General features: G+C 34.1%; 16 protein-coding genes. 7 read left to right on the top strand and 9 right to left on the bottom strand.

The genetic code is table 11. The features are described from left to right. The first annotated feature begins 75 nt into the window (after positions 1-75). From T1L09_RS07620 to T1L09_RS07605, 4 genes are all read left to right on the top strand, one after another. Positions 76-1,131, top strand: a complete 1,056-nt coding sequence (locus T1L09_RS07620) for a hypothetical protein (protein WP_322550359.1) — start codon at positions 76-78, stop codon at positions 1,129-1,131. Positions 1,132-1,166: 35 nt separating this feature from the next. Beyond that, entirely contained in the window at positions 1,167-2,705 is a 1,539-nt protein-coding gene (locus tag T1L09_RS07615) for an OmpP1/FadL family transporter (protein WP_322550358.1), read from the top strand. Between the two features lie 247 nt (positions 2,706-2,952). Then, on the top strand, positions 2,953-4,257 hold the full coding sequence (gene rimO / locus T1L09_RS07610) for a 30S ribosomal protein S12 methylthiotransferase RimO (protein ID WP_322550357.1): 1,305 nt from the start codon (positions 2,953-2,955) through the stop codon (positions 4,255-4,257). A gap of 6 nt (positions 4,258-4,263) precedes the next feature. Then, entirely contained in the window at positions 4,264-4,641 is a 378-nt protein-coding gene (locus tag T1L09_RS07605) for a hypothetical protein (protein ID WP_322550356.1), read from the top strand. 192 nt (positions 4,642-4,833) lie between these two features. Here T1L09_RS07605 and T1L09_RS07600 read toward each other — a convergent pair whose 3' ends face one another. From T1L09_RS07600 to T1L09_RS07580, 5 genes are all read right to left on the bottom strand, one after another. Further along, complete coding sequence (locus T1L09_RS07600) at positions 4,834-5,982, bottom strand: C40 family peptidase (RefSeq protein WP_322550355.1); 1,149 nt, start codon at positions 5,980-5,982, stop codon at positions 4,834-4,836. Positions 5,983-6,074: 92 nt separating this feature from the next. Next, on the bottom strand, positions 6,075-7,616 hold the full coding sequence (locus T1L09_RS07595; RefSeq protein ID WP_322550354.1) for an acyl-CoA carboxylase subunit beta: 1,542 nt from the start codon (positions 7,614-7,616) through the stop codon (positions 6,075-6,077). Between the two features lie 67 nt (positions 7,617-7,683). Continuing rightward, positions 7,684-9,126 (bottom strand): acetyl-CoA carboxylase biotin carboxylase subunit, encoded by a 1,443-nt coding sequence (accC, locus tag T1L09_RS07590; RefSeq protein WP_322550452.1) that lies wholly within the window; start codon positions 9,124-9,126, stop codon positions 7,684-7,686. 117 nt (positions 9,127-9,243) lie between these two features. Further along, entirely contained in the window at positions 9,244-9,729 is a 486-nt protein-coding gene (locus T1L09_RS07585) for an acyl-CoA carboxylase biotin carboxyl carrier protein subunit (protein ID WP_322550353.1), read from the bottom strand. Between the two features lie 349 nt (positions 9,730-10,078). After that, positions 10,079-12,271 carry a B12-binding domain-containing radical SAM protein gene (locus T1L09_RS07580; RefSeq protein ID WP_322550352.1) on the bottom strand — a complete coding sequence of 731 codons (2,193 nt, stop codon included), beginning with the start codon at positions 12,269-12,271 and terminating at the stop codon, positions 10,079-10,081. 115 nt (positions 12,272-12,386) lie between these two features. Between T1L09_RS07580 and bshC the strand changes: the two genes are divergently transcribed. Continuing rightward, entirely contained in the window at positions 12,387-13,979 is a 1,593-nt protein-coding gene (gene bshC, locus T1L09_RS07575; RefSeq protein WP_322550351.1) for a bacillithiol biosynthesis cysteine-adding enzyme BshC, read from the top strand. A gap of 246 nt (positions 13,980-14,225) precedes the next feature. Beyond that, entirely contained in the window at positions 14,226-14,645 is a 420-nt protein-coding gene (locus tag T1L09_RS07570) for a nucleoside-diphosphate kinase (protein WP_322550350.1), read from the top strand. Between the two features lie 68 nt (positions 14,646-14,713). Here T1L09_RS07570 and T1L09_RS07565 read toward each other — a convergent pair whose 3' ends face one another. Continuing rightward, the gene (locus tag T1L09_RS07565) at positions 14,714-15,010 is read right to left on the bottom strand and encodes a DciA family protein (RefSeq protein ID WP_322550349.1); all 297 of its coding nucleotides are present in this window, start codon (positions 15,008-15,010) and stop codon (positions 14,714-14,716) included. A gap of 2 nt (positions 15,011-15,012) precedes the next feature. Next, entirely contained in the window at positions 15,013-15,429 is a 417-nt protein-coding gene (locus T1L09_RS07560; RefSeq protein WP_322550348.1) for a lipocalin-like domain-containing protein, read from the bottom strand. Between the two features lie 106 nt (positions 15,430-15,535). Here T1L09_RS07560 and T1L09_RS07555 point away from each other — a divergent pair, with 106 nt between their 5' ends. Beyond that, complete coding sequence (locus T1L09_RS07555; protein ID WP_322550347.1) at positions 15,536-16,591, top strand: serine hydrolase domain-containing protein; 1,056 nt, start codon at positions 15,536-15,538, stop codon at positions 16,589-16,591. Between the two features lie 20 nt (positions 16,592-16,611). On the opposite strand, the gene T1L09_RS07550 is transcribed toward T1L09_RS07555, so the two are convergent. Beyond that, positions 16,612-16,788 (bottom strand): hypothetical protein, encoded by a 177-nt coding sequence (locus T1L09_RS07550; RefSeq protein WP_322550346.1) that lies wholly within the window; start codon positions 16,786-16,788, stop codon positions 16,612-16,614. Positions 16,789-16,796: 8 nt separating this feature from the next. Next, on the bottom strand, positions 16,797-17,750 hold the full coding sequence (gene ftsY / locus T1L09_RS07545) for a signal recognition particle-docking protein FtsY (RefSeq protein WP_322550345.1): 954 nt from the start codon (positions 17,748-17,750) through the stop codon (positions 16,797-16,799). Positions 17,751-17,754: the final 4 nt, after the last annotated feature.

The following is a 17,754-nucleotide window of genomic DNA, read 5'->3' as shown; positions in this document are numbered from 1 at the left end:
TTATATAAAATTTAACTAAATTGTTCGGCAAAAATAGTTAAATTTGAGGTGTCCAACAATAAAAAAATAAGCGCTATGAAAACTTATTCTACTATTAACAAAAAATACATTGCTTTTTCCTTATTTGGACTATTAGCAATTGGCACTACTTCGTGCGGTTCTTATCAAAACTCATCGTATTATGATAACGATGGCGTTTATCGTTCTGTAGAACGCCCTACGGAGCGAACTGAGAACAGATATACCGAACAAAATGTAGAAAAATCTAATGAGTATACGCAACAATTTAAAGCGATGCAGGAAGATTATTCATATTTTACTGACGTCGAGAATTATCAGTCGCAAGATCAAGATACAGTTGTTACGGTTTACCGAAATGATTATAACAACAATGATACTTACGCAGGTTGGGGTAACAACGCATCTGACGTAACAATCAATTATTACAATTCAGGTTGGAACAATTGGTATTCTCCTTATTGGGGCTATTCTAACTGGGGTTATGGCGGCTATTATGGAAGTAACTGGGGAATAGGTTTCAATTCTTGGTATGGTCCAAGTTATGGTTGGAATTCTTGGTACGGAAACGGCTGGGGAGGCTACTATGGCTCAGGTTGGGGAAATGGCTACTACAATAACGGGTATTACAACAATGGCTACTATGGCGGATATTACGGAAGAAACACAGTTCGTAACGCCGGAACAAGAGGTGGAAATGGTTATTACAACGCTAATCCCGGCAGAAATTCAGGGGTTAATAGCACTAGAGGCAGAACCAATAGTGATTTTTCAGGAACACCAAGAACAAGCACCCCAAGAAGTACAAATTCTTCACCAAGAACTTTTACGCCAAGAGAAAATTCTAATGCAACGCCAAGAACTTACACTCCTACAGGAAATTCTACAACAACACCAAGAAGTAGCACCACATCACCGAGAACTCAAACGCCAAGAGATAATTCTGTAGCACCAAGAACAAACACAACAAGAGATAATTCTAATTCACCATCAAGAAGTAATAACAGCTACTCTAGTCCTAGAAGTTCTTCAGGCGGAAGTTTTGGCGGAAGCTCTTCTGGTGGAGGTGGTGGAAGATCTTCTGGAGGTGGTGGAAGAGGTGGCCGTGGTTAGTAGTTAAAAGGAAAAACGTATTTAAATAAAATGCAATGAAAAAAATAATATTATCACTCTTGTTAGGTGGTGCGATGCTATCAACTGCGCAAGAAACAACAATAAACGATGCATTACGCTATGCAACGAATAATTTAACTGGAACTGCTAGATTTAGAGGAATGAGCGGGGCTTTTGGAGCTGTGGGAGGCGATTTATCTGCCATAACCGTAAACCCTGCTGGTGCTGCGTTTTTTAATAACAATTATGCAAGTGCTTCTGTTAGTAGTTACAATGCCACTAATAAATCAAATTATTTTGGTACAAAAACCAAAGAAAATTTTAGCACCTTAGATTTGAATCAAATTGGAGCGGTTTTGGTTTTTAATGATACTTCTGGAAAAACAGATTGGTCTCGAATTGTGGTAGGTTTAAATTATGAAAATACTAATGATTTTGATAATCGCTTATTTTCAGCTGGAGTTAACACAAACAATTCTATTGACCGTTATTTCTTAGACAAAGCACAAGGCTTGCCTCTTGAATATGTTGTTACAGAACCAGGAGGGTCGATCACTGGATTATATTCGTATTTAGGACAAACTGCAGGTTTAGGTTTTCCAGCACAACAAGCAATGCTGGCTTATCAAGGTTACTTAATAGATTCTGACGGACCTGGTTCTTACTATAGTAATGTGCCCACTGGCGGAAATTATTACCAAGATAATTACGTAACCACAACAGGATATAATGGAAAACTAGCTGCTAACTTTGCCACTTCTTACAAAGACAAGTTATTCTTAGGTGTTAATCTAAATGCTCATTTCACGGATTATGTAAAAAATTCGTCTGTTTTTGAAAGTAATAATAATCCTTTATATAACGATGGATTCACAATCAACAGTATTCAATTTGACAATGAATTATATACCTATGGAACTGGATTTTCTCTGAATCTTGGAGTTATTTATAAATTTACAGAAAATATTAGAGCTGGATTTGCCTACGAATCGCCAACTTGGTATCGTTTGAACGACGAATTATCGCAACGTTTAATTACGGACAGAACAAATGTGACAAGTGATGTCTTTCCTACAGCTGTGATTTCTCCAAATGTTACCAACATTTATGAAACATATAAAATACAGACTCCGAGTAAATTAACTTTTAGTGGCGCATATATCTTCGATAAAAAAGGCTTAATAAGCATTGACTATTCAACCAAAGATTATAGTAAAACTGAATTCAAACCAACAAACGATAACTTATATAGCAGTTTAAACAATCAAATGCGCAATCAATTAACAAATGCTTATGAATTAAGAATTGGTGGAGAATATAAAATTAAACAATGGAGTGTCCGCGGAGGTTACCGTTTTGAAGAAAGTCCCTACAAAGTTGATTTTGCAATGGGTGATTTAACGGGTTACTCAACTGGTCTAGGTTATAATTTTGGCGAAAGCAGATTAGACGTAGCTTATGCGAATGACCACAGAAGTTACAATGAATCTTTTATTTCTTCAGGAATGACAGATGCAGCTAGAATTAGAACTACAAATAACAATGTAACGCTTACGTATTCTATTAATTTCTAAAAATTTTAAATAGAAGACAAAACCACTTCCTCAACCGAAGTGGTTTTTTTTTAGACTGACCTCAGCTACTAGCCCCGATGGAAGTGGCATCCTTTTTTTGCTTTTCATTAAGCTACAAAAATTAAAAGCAAAAAAAGATAGAACGGACAGCGGGACCAAACCTTTAAAAAATTCACAATAGCTGGTGCTTCTACTGATTATTTTATGTAATTTTGCCCACCGAATGTTCGGGATCAAATTCAAAAGCATGAGAACCAAATCGTTAAAGAAAAATAAAATCAATGTAATTACGCTAGGCTGTTCAAAAAACACCTATGATAGCGAAGTTTTAATGGGACAGTTAAAAGCCAGTGGCAAAGACGTTGCTCATGAACAAGAAGGAAACATCGTGGTTATTAACACTTGTGGTTTTATTGACAATGCAAAGGAAGAATCGATCAATACGATTTTGGAATATGTAGAGAAAAAAGAACAAGGAATTGTTGATAAAGTATTCGTTACCGGATGTTTATCTGAAAGATATCGTCCTGATTTAGAAAAGGAAATCCCAGATGTAGATCAATATTTTGGTACGACAGAATTACCTTTATTGTTGAAAGCATTAGGTGCAGATTACAAACACGAATTATTAGGTGAACGTTTAACGACTACTCCAAAAAATTATGCCTATTTAAAAATCGCCGAAGGTTGTGATAGACCTTGTAGTTTTTGTGCGATTCCTTTGATGCGTGGAACTCACGTTTCGCAATCGATTGAAAAATTAGTGAGAGAAGCAGAAGGTTTAGCGAAAAACGGCGTTAAAGAATTGATTTTAATTGCGCAAGATTTAACGTATTACGGATTGGATTTATACAAAAAACGTAATTTGGCCGAATTGTTAGAAAACCTTGCAAAAGTTGAAGGAATTGAATGGATTCGTTTGCATTATGCCTTCCCGACTGGTTTTCCAATGGATGTTTTAGATTTAATGAAACGCGAACCTAAAATTTGTAATTATATTGATATTCCATTGCAACATATTTCAGATAACATCTTGAAATCAATGAAACGTGGAACTACAAAAGAAAAAACAACTAAATTGTTACAAGAATTTAGAGAAAGAGTTCCGGGAATGGCAATTAGAACCACATTAATTGTTGGATATCCTGGCGAAACACAAGAAGATTTTGAAACTTTACGTGATTGGGTTCAGGAAATGAAGTTTGAGCGTTTGGGTTGTTTTACTTATTCGCATGAAGAAAATACGGGTGCTTATGTCTTAGAAGATGATGTGCCACAAGAAGTGAAACAAGCACGTGCCGCTGAAATTATGGATTTACAATCTCAAATTTCTTGGGATTTGAATCAAGAAAAAATCGGTCAAACTTTTAAATGTGTTATTGATAGAAAAGAAGGCCAACATTTCATTGGAAGAACTGAATTTGATAGTCCGGATGTGGATAATGAAGTTTTAGTTGATGCTTCTAAATACTATTTAAAAACGGGGGATTTTGTGAATTTAAAAATCACAGATGCAACTGAGTTTGATTTGTACGCAGAGCCAATAATGTAAAATTTTATGAAAAAAATTTTTTTAACAATACTAACTATTTGCTCTTTTTATAATATATCTGCTCAAGTTGATAGAAGTATAGGTATCGGTCAATATAAAAATAATGTAAAACCTGATACAAAAATTGAAGATATTATAAATCAATCTGTAGCTAAATTTAAAGAAAAATTAAATCTAGATGGTTTTCAAGAAGCAGTTGCTCAGAACTTAGTAAGGAGTAATTATACTAAATCTAAAGAAATAATTGAATCAACTCTATATTCTAACGAAGAAAAGCGCGATCTAATAATTAAACAAGGCGATAATTTTAATTTAGAAATAAAAAAAGTACTTTCTAAAGAACAAGCTGAAAAATATGAAAAAATGATTGCTGAGAAAAAATAATCTAAATAGATGCAGTCAAAAAATAATAAATTAAAATAATTATTTAGACAATTAAAGATAAATGATATCCTTAATTCTTATAAATTTTGTCTATATTCTATTCTACAATTTTAAATTAAAAGATGAATTAGATCAGTTTTTATTGAATAATTAAAATATAAAATCCGTTTAAAAAAAAACGGATTTTATATTTTAATCTAATACTCGATTTACTTGCACAAATCTTCGTGCATAATAATGTTCTTTTGTGGATGAGATAATTACACCCGCTTGCACTGAAGAATGAATGAATTTAATTTCGTCTTCTAACACTTCCGTTACCATTCCAACGTGGTTTATATATCCTCTTCCGTTTGTAGTGAAGAAAATTAAATCGCCTTTTTGAGCATTCGAACGCTCCACTTTTGTTCCTGCGCCAACAGCCATTGATCCTGACGAACGCGGTAAAGTCATATCAATATTCTTAAAAGTAGCAAACATTAAGCCCGAGCAATCAAAACCAGCACTTGTTGTCCCACCACCACGATAACGAGTTCCAATATGTTGGGAAGCTTTCGCAATTAGAAAATCGGCTTTTGACATATTTGCCAAGGACAATAATTTTGTGTCTGGTTTTTCAACGATTTTAAATTTATTATCCTCGATTTCTAATGTTCCTAATTTAATAATTAGCAAATAACCTGCTGGTAAACTCTCTACAACTTCCTCATTTAATTCTTTTAATCGACTTAATTTTATTTTATATTTCTTCGAAATTTTATATAAAGTTTCTCCTTGCTGCACGGTGTGAATGATGTTTCCTAATTCGTCTTCGCAATCAATTGGAGCTTCCCAAACATCAGGCATAATAATTTTTGGTAATTCAGTTTTCTTTGGAACTTCCACCACTTGTTCTACTACTGTTTCTTTTTTGGAATCAAGCACAACAATCTTATCGCCAACTTGAATACTTTCTGGTGTAATAGTTGGATTTAATTCTTTTATTTTATCAAGTGAAATGCCGTATTGTTTTGAAATTTTATATAAAGATTCTCCAGATGCTACAATATGAATTTCAGTGTGTTCTACTTTTTCAGCAACTGATTTATTCTTTTTATCATCTTTCTTTTTATCATCATTCTTGTACTTTTTATTCGGAATTACCAAAGTTGTTTTGAGTTGTAATAAAGCTCCTTTTGCCTTAGGGTTTAATTCGTAGATGTCAGATTCAGTCACTTTATACTTTTTAGCAATCGAATAAATCGATTCACCACTTGCCACAGTATGTTTTATTGTCTTTTGTGAGAAAACAGCTGTAGAGACGAAAAAGAGTAAAAAAGTGGTTATTTTAAAAAATTGCATTCTGTAAGATTTTAATAATTCCTTTATTGCACAAAGGATTTGCAAGATAAAAAAACTCCCATAAATATGGGAGTTTTTAACATTAATTTATTTTATAAAGGAATATTTCCGTGTTTACGTTTTGGCGTATCGACCACTTTATTTTCTAGCATACTGAATGCTTTCATTAATTTTCTACGGGTATCGTGCGGTAAAATCACCTCATCAATAAAACCACGTTGAGCTGCAGTATATGGATTTGCAAATAATTCTGCATATTGTGCTTCTTTTTCTGCTAATTTTGCCGCAGGATCAGCTGCTTCGCTAATTTCTTTTTTGAAAATAATTTCGGAAGCTCCTTTTGCTCCCATAACTGCAATTTCTGCACTTGGCCAAGCAAAATTCATATCCGCACCAATGTGTTTTGAGTTCATAACATCATAAGCACCACCATAAGCTTTACGCGTAATTACCGTTACTCTTGGAACAGTAGCTTCGCTAAATGCGTATAGTAATTTTGCTCCGTGAACTATAATTCCGTTCCACTCTTGGTCGGTTCCTGGTAAGAATCCAGGCACATCTTCTAAAACCAATAAAGGAATATTGAAACAATCACAAAAACGTACGAAACGTGCCGCTTTAATTGAAGATTTCACGTCTAAACAACCTGCTAAAAATTTAGGATTATTTGCTACAATTCCGATACTTCTTCCGCCTAAACGAGCAAAACCTACAATAATATTTTCTGCAAAGTCTTTATGAATTTCAAAGAAAGAATCTTCGTCAATGATGTTTTCAATAACTTCAAGCATATCATAAGGCTTGTTGGCATTATCAGGAACAATTGTATCTAACTTCTCGCGTTTTTCATCACCAACTGTATAAGGTAATTTTGGAGTCGTTTCTCTATTATTTTGAGGCAGATAGCTTAATAAGTTTTTGATATCTTCTAAACATTCAATTCCGTTTGGTGAAGTAATATGTGCAACTCCAGACTTAGTTGAATGCGTGCTTGCTCCTCCTAATTCTTCCGAAGTTACTTCTTCATTCGTTACCGTTTTCACAACGTTTGGTCCGGTTACAAACATATAACTGCTTCCTTCTACCATCATAGTGAAATCGGTCATCGCTGGAGAATAAACCGCTCCACCAGCACAAGGTCCCATAATCGCAGAAATCTGAGGAATTACTCCTGAAGACTGAACGTTTCTAAAGAAAATATCAGCATAACCGCCTAATGACCGCACTCCTTCTTGAATTCTAGCACCACCCGAATCATTTAAGCCAATCATTGGTGCCCCACTTTTTAGTGCCATATCCATTACTTTGCATATTTTTTCTGCATGAGTTTCCGATAAGGAACCTCCAAAAACAGTAAAATCTTGTGCAAAAACATAAACAATTCTTCCGTTTATTGTTCCATAACCAGTTACTACTCCATCGCCATAATAGATTTCTTTTTCCATTCCAAAATCGGTAGTTCGGTGGGTAACTAACATTCCGATTTCTTCAAAAGAACCTTCATCCATTAAATATTCAACACGTTCACGAGCTGTTAATTTCTTTTTAGCGTGATGAGAAGCTATTCTTTTTTCGCCTCCGCCTAATTTGGCTAAAGCAATTTTATCGTTTAATACTTTTATTTTGTCTTGCATAATTATATTTTATTTTATCAATTTTCAGACTGAAACTCAACTGAACACTGAATACTGCGACTGAAAACTAGTTAATCGGTAGTCTCAACACTTTTTGATCTTCAAGATACGCTTGTAAAGCGATCATTGCTGCAATTTCTGCTTCGGTATCTAATTTAGATTTTAATTTTTCAGCATCATAATAAGCTTTTACAAAACCGGTATCAAAATCACCCGAACGAAATGCTTCGTGCTCCATTACAAATTTTCCAAAAGGTAATGTAGTTGCCACGCCTTCAATATGATAATTATCGATGGCTTTAATCATTAATTCAATTGCTTCCTCGCGGGTTTTTCCATAAGTTACCAATTTTGAAAGCATTGGATCATAATATATTGGCACATCCATTCCTTGTTCAATTCCGTTATCTACCCGAATTCCTTCGCCTTCTGGTAAAATATAAGTGCTTAAAAAACCAACATTTGGTAAGAAATCATTCATTGGATCTTCTGCATAAACACGAAGTTCCATAGCGTGCCCTTGGATCTGTAAATCTTCCTGCTTCATCGCTAAAGCCTCTCCTCTAGCTACTTTAATTTGCAATTCTACTAAATCTAATCCCGAAATCATTTCAGTAACTGGATGCTCTACTTGCAAACGCGTATTCATTTCTAAAAAGTAAAAATTTAAATTTTCATCCATTAAAAATTCAACCGTTCCAGCACCTAAATAATCGCACGCTTTTGCCACTTTTACGGCAGCTTCGCCCATTTCTTTTCTTTTTTCTGGGGTAAGAATAGCAGATGGTGCTTCTTCAACAACTTTTTGATGACGACGTTGAATACTGCATTCTCTTTCGAAAATATACAACACATTACCATGACTATCCGCCATAATCTGAATTTCGATATGACGTGGTTTTGTAACATATTTCTCAATAAATACTGAACCGTCTCCAAAAGCATTTACGGCTTCAGAAATTGCTCGATCCATTTGAGAAACAAAATCGGCTTCTTTTTCTACAATTCGCATTCCTTTTCCACCACCACCAGCGGCAGCTTTTATCAAAATAGGAAATCCGATTTTGGTTGCTATTTTCTTAGCTTCTTCGATATCGGTAATTGCATCTTCTGTTCCCGGAACCATTGGAATATTATATTCTTTAACAGCATCTTTAGCCGCTAATTTATTCCCCATCATTTCGATGGCTTTCGATTTTGGTCCGATGAAAATGATGTTATTTTTTTCGCATTCTTCAGCAAATTGCGAATTTTCGCTCAAGAAACCATATCCTGGATGAACGGCATCAACTCCAAGTTCTTTACAAACTTCAATAATTTTATCGCCTCTTAAATACGATTGATTGGATGGTGCTTCACCAATGCAAACTGCTTCATCAGCAAATTTTACGTGCAACGCATTTCTGTCGGCGGTTGAAAAAACAGCTACCGTTTTGATGCCCATTTTCTTAGCCGTTTTCATTACTCGAATCGCAATTTCACCACGATTGGCAACTAATATTTTGGTTATATTTTTCATTTATATTAAATTTTCCTTCTCCAGCTGAAGCGGGAGGCTATTCATTATTCAAACTCAATTAATAATTGTCCTTTATCTAATTCTCCAGCTAAAGCGGGAGGCTATTTATTATTCAAATTCTATTAATAATTGTCCTTTATCTACGGCGTTTCCTTTTACAACCGCAATTGATTTGATTATTCCATCTCTTGGCGAAAGGAAACTGTTTTCCATTTTCATTGCTTCCAAGATTAAAAGCGGATCATTTTCTTTTACAGCTTGTCCAACTTCTACGCTGATTTCAAGAATTAATCCGGGCATTGGTGCTTTGATAGCATTGACAACTTTAGTTTTACCACGCTCAATTCCCATACTTTTAATTAGTTCATCCAAAGGATTAGAAATGGCAACTTCGTAGGTATTGTTATTTACTTTAACTGTATATTTTTTGGCAATAAAATCTGTAGAAATGATTTCGACTTGGTAAGGTTTACTATCTTTTAAGACGTGAAATTTTGATTCTTCGACACGAACAGCATCGAGTTTTTCAAGATCGCTTTCTGTAAATTCAAAAGAATTTGAATTGTTTACAGAAAGTTTGTAGTTATTGTTCATATCAGCATTTTTAAGTGGTCGTAAATTTACAAAAAGAAACCGTTTTCGAAAATCTAAATTGTTATTAATTTGGTAAGTTGCTATAGTTTTGAAGCTTCAAGTGGAAATAAAGCATAAATAAACAATAATTTTCTTAAAAAGAATTTTATGAATTCAAATCAATTTATGAATTTATTACGGTTTGCGTTAGGGATCGAAGCGGCATCCTTTTTAGTTTTATAGGTTTGAAAAAACCTGTAAAACTAAAAAGATATAGCGAAGAGCCCGACCTGAAAGGGAACGCCCAAAATCAATGTCAATTTCAATATCAAAAATCAATTGCAATGTCGATGTAAATTGCAATATCAGATTAAAAAATCAATAAGCCGAATTGGCGTAAGGTTTGAACGGGTTTGCTGTACCAAAACAACTCAAAATCTTCGAAATTGGTCTCAAAATCGGCTTTTAATTGCGTAAATGTGGTTTTATTGTCTGAAAATATCGAAATTTTATCTAAAATTGCAACAAGCCATTTTCCTTCTTCGGCATTCAAAGTGATGTCGAATGTTTGGGTTTTGTGATGAAACGTTAACTTAATCATTTCCCACGAATTGCCTTTTTTAGACTTGGTGAAGGTTTCGGTTTGAGGCGTTCCGTCTAGCCAAATTACGCGAGCATTTGGTTTTGTGGTGAATTGCGGTTCCTTTTTTAGGCAATTTTGAATGAAATTTGACGGCACTTTAGTTTTTGGGATTTTGAAATCAAACCAATCTTGCAAATCGTAGTCGAAACAAATGCCGTGCATATAATTGAACAACGATTTCTTCAATCCGAAGCTGAATTTCTCGTGATTGATTCCGGTTTTATCCTTGAAATTGATGTCGTTATTTGCGAAAGTAATCGCGTTTTTCTCGGGAGTTACGCCAAATTCTTCCGGCAACATTCCGATTGGCGAATGAGCCGTCATCGCAAATTGATGCCAAAATCCACTTTGCAACACACCGGATTCAAACAATTGACGCACCATTTCTAAACTGTCCACGGTTTCCTGAATCGTTTGCGTGGGAAAACCATACATCAAATAAGAATGCACCATAATGCCACTTTCAGTGAAATTTCTGGTGACTTGTGCGACTTGTTCAACGGTTACTCCTTTTTTAATAAGTGCTAGAAGTCGGTCTGAAGCCACTTCCAATCCGCCAGAAACAGCAATGCAGCCGGAAGCTTTTAGTAAAATACATAAATCGGCTGTAAAACTTTTTTCGAAACGAATATTCGTCCACCACGTGACTACGATATTGCGTTTGATGATTTCCAAGGCAACTTCGCGCATCAATGCTGGCGGTGCGGCTTCATCTACAAAATGAAATCCGTTTTCGCCCGTTTGTGCGACCATTTCTTCCATTCTATCTACTAAAATCTTAGCAGCGATGGGTTCGTAAATCTTTATATAATCGAGTGAGATGTCGCAAAAAGTACATTTTCCCCAATAGCAACCGTGTGCCATTGTGAGTTTATTCCATCGGCCATCGCTCCATAAACTGTGCATTGGATTGGCGATTTCGATTACTGAAATGTATTGATCTAATAGTAAATCGGAATAATCGGGCGTTCCGACTTCGCTTTGTTTGTAATCGTGACGTATTGTGTTATTTTTATAAACTACTTCATCATTTTCTAGAAGAAATGTGCGTTTAAATTCAGGTTCTACAGTAAGATCTGGATTACAAACTGCGTTATGTAGTAATTCTACTGGTAATTCTCCATCATCTAAAGTTATAAAATCGAAAAACTCAAAAACACGTTTGTCTTTTAATTCGCGTAATTCCGTATTAGGAAAACCTCCGCCCATTGAAACGTTAATCGTTGGATAATTTGCTTTTATGAATTGGGCACATCGAAAAGCACTGTATAAATTCCCTGGAAAAGGCACTGAAATTAAGACCAATTTAGGTTGAACCAATTGAATTCGTTCTTCTAAAATGCGAAGTGTACTTTTGTCGAAAAATGTCAGGTCGTTTTGAAGGTATTCGTATAATTCGTCGAAGGAGTTTGCACTTCTTCCTAAACGTTCGGCATAGCGACTAAAACCGAAATTCTCATCGATGCATTCGACAATAAAATCCGATAAATCTTCAAGATATAATGTGGCTAAATGTTTGGCTTTGTCTTGCATTCCCATAGTTCCGAATGCATAATCCATATCGTCTAATTGTGCAAAACGAGAAGCTTCGGGAATGAAATTACCTGAACAAATTTGTCGGGCTAGCGAAGGATTTTTGCCTTGAAGAAACGCAATTATTGAATCCACCGTTTTGATGTATTCGTTTTTCAAAGCAATAATTCGCTGGGTATTTTCTGAAAGTTCGGCATCAGAATCAACCGATTGAAACATTGCAATCAATTCATTTTTTGAAAATACGTCAATAATAACTTCGATACCTAAATCCATTTGAAATGCACTAATATTTTTAGTGTTCAAAAAACCTTTGATGTATGCCGTTGCCGGATACGGAGTATTTAGTTGGGTAAAAGGTGGCGTAATTAATAAAATGTCTTTCAATGGAATTGCTTTTTGCAAAGGTAGAATTAAAACAATAGCCTTTTAACTATAAATTGGCAAAATGTTCTTTAACCGCTTTTGAATTTTGATTATTTTAGCACAAAAATATATTATAATGCCAAGTGACTGTATAACCTATCAAAATTCGGGATATTTCTCAAAACTAATAGTGGATTATTTAGATGAAAAGTCTGAATTGCACTCCTTGTATAACAGATTTCCGAAAATTGAGAACTTTCAGGCACAAATTGAAGAGAAAGCAAGTAACTTTCCTATTGAAAACAGAATAATTTTAGTGGAATCATTGGAAAAACAATATCAAAATTTTGTTATTTCTGAAGCGACTTCTAACAACATTCAATTATTAAAAGATTCCAAGACTTTTACCGTCACAACCGGTCACCAATTGAATTTATTTACCGGGCCGTTGTATTTTTTATATAAAATTGTTTCGACCATTAATTTGTGTACAGAATTGAAATCGGTTCATCCGGAATATAATTTTGTACCCGTTTATTGGATGGCAACGGAAGATCACGATTTTGATGAAATCAATTATTTTAACTTCAAAAATCAAAAGATTCGTTGGAATCGCGAGAGTTTTGGACCTGTTGGAAGACTTTCTACGGAAGGATTAGAGGAAGTATTTGAAACTTTTTCGAAAGAATTGGGTTTAGGAACGAATGCCGATTTTATTCGGGAATTGTTTAAAAAATCTTATTTAGAACATTCGAATTTGGCAGATTCGACTCGTTTTTTAGCGAATGAATTGTTTAAAAACGAAGGTTTATTGATTCTTGACGGTGATTCACACGAGTTGAAGAATTTGTTTATTCCGTTTGCGAAGAAAGAATTGTTGGAGCAAACTTCATTTGAGAAAGTAAACGAGACACTTCCAAAATTAGTCGACTATAACATTCAAGTGAATCCGCGAGAAATTAATCTTTTTTATATTGAAGATGATTTACGCGAACGTATTGTTTTTGAAGACGAAGTTTATAAAGTTAATAACACGAATACCACATTTACCGAAAGTGAAATTTTAGCGGAATTGGAAAATAATCCGGAAAAATTTAGTCCGAATGTGATTTTAAGACCGCTTTTTCAGGAAGTTATTTTACCTAATTTATGTTACATTGGAGGAGGAGGCGAAATTGCTTATTGGTTGGAATTAAAAGCGAACTTTGAGGCAAATAACGTTACTTTTCCGATGTTATTGATCCGTAATTCTGTCTTATTAGCTACTGAAAAACAAGCTTCTAAATTGGATAAATTAAAATTGAATTGGGAAGATGTGTTTCTAACGCAACAAACTTTACTTGATAAAAAAACAAATGAATTATCCAGTTTTACTATTGATTTTTCCACACAAAAGGAAGCGTTGAAGCAACAGTTTGAAGGGTTGTATGAAATTGCGAATCAAACCGACAAATCGTTTATTGGTGCAGTAAAAGCACAAGAAGCGAAACAAATGAAAGGTTTAGAACATTTAGAAAAACGTTTATTGAAAGCGGAACGCAAAAACCACGCCGATCAATTAGAACGTATAACTCTTATACAAAATGAGTTGTTTCCTAACAAAGGCTTGCAAGAACGTCAGGTTAATTTTAGTGTGTTTTATTCGGAATTTGGTTCGTGTTTAATTGCTGATTTATTGAAAGAATTAAAACCTTTAGAACAAGAATTTAAGGTCGTTGTTTTGAAATAAATTTACTATTTTTCACACTTCTAGAAATATCGAAAGTAAACAACAATCAAAGACCATACTCCTCTAGCCCTGATTGCAGTGGAAATCTTTTTCTAAAATCTTTTAATTTTAGAAAAAATTGCAACGGAAAGCAGGAATATGGCAACCAAAAAAGCCCAAGCGATTAGCTCCAAAAACTTTTAATTAAGAATTATTATTTTTTAAACAAAAATCGTACCTTTGCACTCAAATTAAAAAACAAGAAAAATGGCTACAAATAGAACATTTACAATGATTAAACCAGATGGTGTTGAAAACGGACACATTGGTGGGATTTTAAATATGATTACTGAAGGTGGATTTAAAATCGTATCTTTAAAATTAACGCAATTGACTGTTGCTGATGCTCAAGCATTTTATTCAGTGCACGCGGCAAGACCATTTTATGGTGAATTAGTTGAGTTTATGTCTAGAGGGCCTATCGTTGCTGCAATCTTAGAAAAAGAAAATGCTGTTGAAGATTTTAGAACTTTAATTGGTGCTACAAATCCTGCTGATGCTGCTGAAGGAACTATCCGTAAAAAATATGCAAAATCTATTGGTGAAAATGCAGTTCACGGTTCAGATTCTGATGAGAATGCTGCAATTGAAGCTGCTTTCCATTTTGCTGGAAGAGAAATGTTCTAGATTTCTGATTTAAAGAAATTTTAAGCTTATATATTAGAAAAAACTCGTTTCAATTGAAACGAGTTTTTTTATCTTAGCACTAAAGTTTGAACCAAATCTTTTCGAAGTTCTTCGTTAATCATTTTTATGATTTTGTCTTTTCCGTAGCTTAATTCTTCCCGCAAAACGGCAGAAGACAAGGCTACATAAAGTGTTGTTCCTTTCAACTGAATTTCTGTAGTATAGTTGTTAACGCCATTTCCCATAAGGTTTTTCCAAGCATCGCGGACATTTACAACGTCCATTCCACCTTCCAACTTATTTTGTGTAACAAATTGTTTTAATACATCGCCAATTGAGCTTTCCTCACTGAATCTTTTTGCCATAATTATTTTACTGTAAAAGGAACAGGTCTTTTATAATGATATTCTAATTCTTGTTTGTTTTTAAGGACTAATTTTTCTGCTGTTAATTTAATAATACTTTCGTCCCAGTTTGCGTAATTTGTTTTGTAACGAATTGTAGCATCGCCATCTTTTACAAAAATTGTAATATCTTCCTCTGAATCATTTGTTAAATAAGTTCCATCTACCTGTGGCATAACCTTCTTTCGGAAACCTTTTTTATCTTCTACTTTGAAAAAATCAACTGTTTCATTAATTTTATACTCTTTCTTTTCTCCATCTGGCAACATTACTTTTTCTATTTCCCAATAGCCATTTAGATTTTGTAAATCGGCTTCAGTTATGGATTGTTTGCAGGAAACCAAAAGACTAAAAACAAGGAATAGAACAATTTTTTTCATAATATGCGTTTTTAATTATGGTATAAAATTACAATTATTTATCATTTGAAGTAAACTATTTGATACATTTATTGTCTAATAAAGATAATCCCTAATTTTGGAACCAATGAAAAAATTAACTATCCTTTTATTAACGCTAACATTAGTTGGATGCAGCGCTGATGAGTCTTCAAATGCACAAGAAAACATGTATTTTCCTCCAATAGGATCAACTACTTGGGAAACAAAATCGATTGGAAATTTAGGTTGGAACGCAACAGCCGTTGCCCCTTTATTATCTTATTTAGAAGAAAAACATACCAAAGGTTTTATTATTTTACAAAATGGAAAAATCGTTATAGAGCATTACTTCAACGGACATTCGGCTACCGAACCCTGGTATTGGGCAAGTGCAGGAAAAACGCTTACCGCAACAGTTGTTGGAATTGCCGAAAAAGAAGGCTACTTAAATACCAATAATAAAGTTTCTGATTATTTAGGAACAGGTTGGACGAGCATTCCAGTGTCCAAAGAGAATCTAATTACCAATAAACATCTTTTAACAATGACATCAGGTTTAAATGATCAGCTTGGCGATGCTGTTTCACCAGATAATTTACAATATGTAGCGGATGCAGGAACGCGATGGGCTTATCACAATGTTTATGTGAAATTACAAGATGTCGTTGCCCAAGCAAGCAATCAAACTTGGAATAACTATTTCAATATTAAATTAAGAGATAAAATAGGAATGACAGGGTTATGGTTTTCTTTTAACAACTCGAGCGTTTATAGAAGTAATACTCGGAGCATGGCCCGATTTGGATTATTAGCACTAAATGAAGGAAAATGGGAAAACAATCAGGTTGTTCCACAAAATTATATGCAGAACGCCACGACAACTTCTCAAAACATCAATTTAGCTTATGGCTATTTGTGGTGGTTGAACGGAAAAACTAGTTTTCATTTACCACAAACTCAATATCAGTTTCCAGGAAATTTAATTGTGACAGCTCCTGCAGATATGTATTGTGCTTTGGGTAAAGATGACCAAAAAATATATGTGATACCTAGTAAAAAATTAGTTATCATTAGAATGGGCGAAGCAGCTGATGACTCAAATGCAGCCTTATCTGACTTTGATGAAGTATTGTGGGAAAAAATTAATGCTGTTATAAATTAACAGCATTAATTTTAATTTATTCACTTCTTAACTGATTTTTTTACACTAGTTAATTTTACGATCACATACATAATTATTGCAAATGATGACAATCGTAATAGCAAGATTACATTTTCATTCTCAAATGGAATTGCCACTAAAGCCAATACAATCGCTACTATTAGTAGCCTAACTGTTTTATATTTAAAAAAGTTCATTTTTACTTCTATTTAAAAAACGAATCAACAAACTCATATTTGTTGAAAACTTGTAAATCCTCAATTCCTTCACCAACACCAATATACTTGACAGGGATTTGAAATTGGTCTGAAATACCAATAACTACTCCTCCTTTTGCCGTTCCATCTAATTTAGTTACTGCTAAGCACGAAACTTCGGTAGCTGCTGTAAATTGTTTGGCTTGCTCAAAAGCATTTTGTCCTGTAGAACCATCTAAAACTAAAAGCACATCATTTGGCGTGTTTTCAACTACTTTCTGCATTACTTTTTTCACCTTAGAAAGTTCGTTCATTAATCCAACTTTATTATGTAAACGACCGGCAGTATCAATAATAACAATATCTGCATTTTGAGCTACGGCGCTTTGTAATGTGTCAAAAGCTACGGAAGCTGGATCACTTCCCATTTGTTGTTTAACGATTGGCACGCCTACTCTATCTGCCCAAATTTGCAATTGATCAATAGCTGCAGCTCTGAAAGTATCCCCAGCTCCTAAAACAACGCTGTAACCCGCTTTTTTAAATTGATAAGCTAGTTTCCCAATAGTAGTTGTTTTACCAACACCATTAACACCAACAACCATCAACACATAAGGTTTAGTGTCTTTTGGAATTATGAATTGCGTAGCTTCTCCAGAATTTGTTTCTGATAATAAGCTTGCAATTTCTTCTCTAAGAATTTCATTTAATTCACTTGTTCCTAAATATTTGTCTTTAGAAACTCGTTCTTCGATTCTTTCGATAATTTTTAATGTAGTTTCTACACCTACATCAGAAGAAACAAGTATTTCTTCTAAATTATCAAGAACTTCATCATCTACTTTAGATTTTCCTGCAACGGCTTTAGTTAGTTTTGAAAAAAAGGAGGTTTTCGTTTTTTCCAAACCTTTATCTAAAGATTCTTTTTTGTCAGAAGAAAATATTTTTTTAAAAAAACTCATAGGT

This window comes from Flavobacterium psychraquaticum (assembly GCF_034497725.1).
Lineage (GTDB): Bacteria > Bacteroidota > Bacteroidia > Flavobacteriales > Flavobacteriaceae > Flavobacterium > Flavobacterium psychraquaticum.
This window is presented reverse-complemented; position numbering and strand designations above follow the sequence as displayed.

Coding starts and splice junctions, on each gene's coding strand:
- T1L09_RS07600 (WP_322550355.1), bottom strand. CDS start 5,982: ATGCAATTTTTTAAAATAACCACTTTTTTACTCTTTTTCGTCTCTACA.
- T1L09_RS07560 (WP_322550348.1), bottom strand. CDS start 15,429: ATGAAAAAAATTGTTCTATTCCTTGTTTTTAGTCTTTTGGTTTCCTGC.
- ftsY (WP_322550345.1), bottom strand. CDS start 17,750: ATGAGTTTTTTTAAAAAAATATTTTCTTCTGACAAAAAAGAATCTTTA.
- T1L09_RS07585 (WP_322550353.1), bottom strand. CDS start 9,729: ATGAACAATAACTACAAACTTTCTGTAAACAATTCAAATTCTTTTGAA.
- T1L09_RS07615 (WP_322550358.1), top strand. CDS start 1,167: ATGAAAAAAATAATATTATCACTCTTGTTAGGTGGTGCGATGCTATCA.
- T1L09_RS07555 (WP_322550347.1), top strand. CDS start 15,536: ATGAAAAAATTAACTATCCTTTTATTAACGCTAACATTAGTTGGATGC.
- bshC (WP_322550351.1), top strand. CDS start 12,387: ATGCCAAGTGACTGTATAACCTATCAAAATTCGGGATATTTCTCAAAA.
- T1L09_RS07550 (WP_322550346.1), bottom strand. CDS start 16,788: ATGAACTTTTTTAAATATAAAACAGTTAGGCTACTAATAGTAGCGATT.
- T1L09_RS07570 (WP_322550350.1), top strand. CDS start 14,226: ATGGCTACAAATAGAACATTTACAATGATTAAACCAGATGGTGTTGAA.
- rimO (WP_322550357.1), top strand. CDS start 2,953: ATGAGAACCAAATCGTTAAAGAAAAATAAAATCAATGTAATTACGCTA.
- T1L09_RS07605 (WP_322550356.1), top strand. CDS start 4,264: ATGAAAAAAATTTTTTTAACAATACTAACTATTTGCTCTTTTTATAAT.
- T1L09_RS07565 (WP_322550349.1), bottom strand. CDS start 15,010: ATGGCAAAAAGATTCAGTGAGGAAAGCTCAATTGGCGATGTATTAAAA.
- T1L09_RS07595 (WP_322550354.1), bottom strand. CDS start 7,616: ATGCAAGACAAAATAAAAGTATTAAACGATAAAATTGCTTTAGCCAAA.
- T1L09_RS07620 (WP_322550359.1), top strand. CDS start 76: ATGAAAACTTATTCTACTATTAACAAAAAATACATTGCTTTTTCCTTA.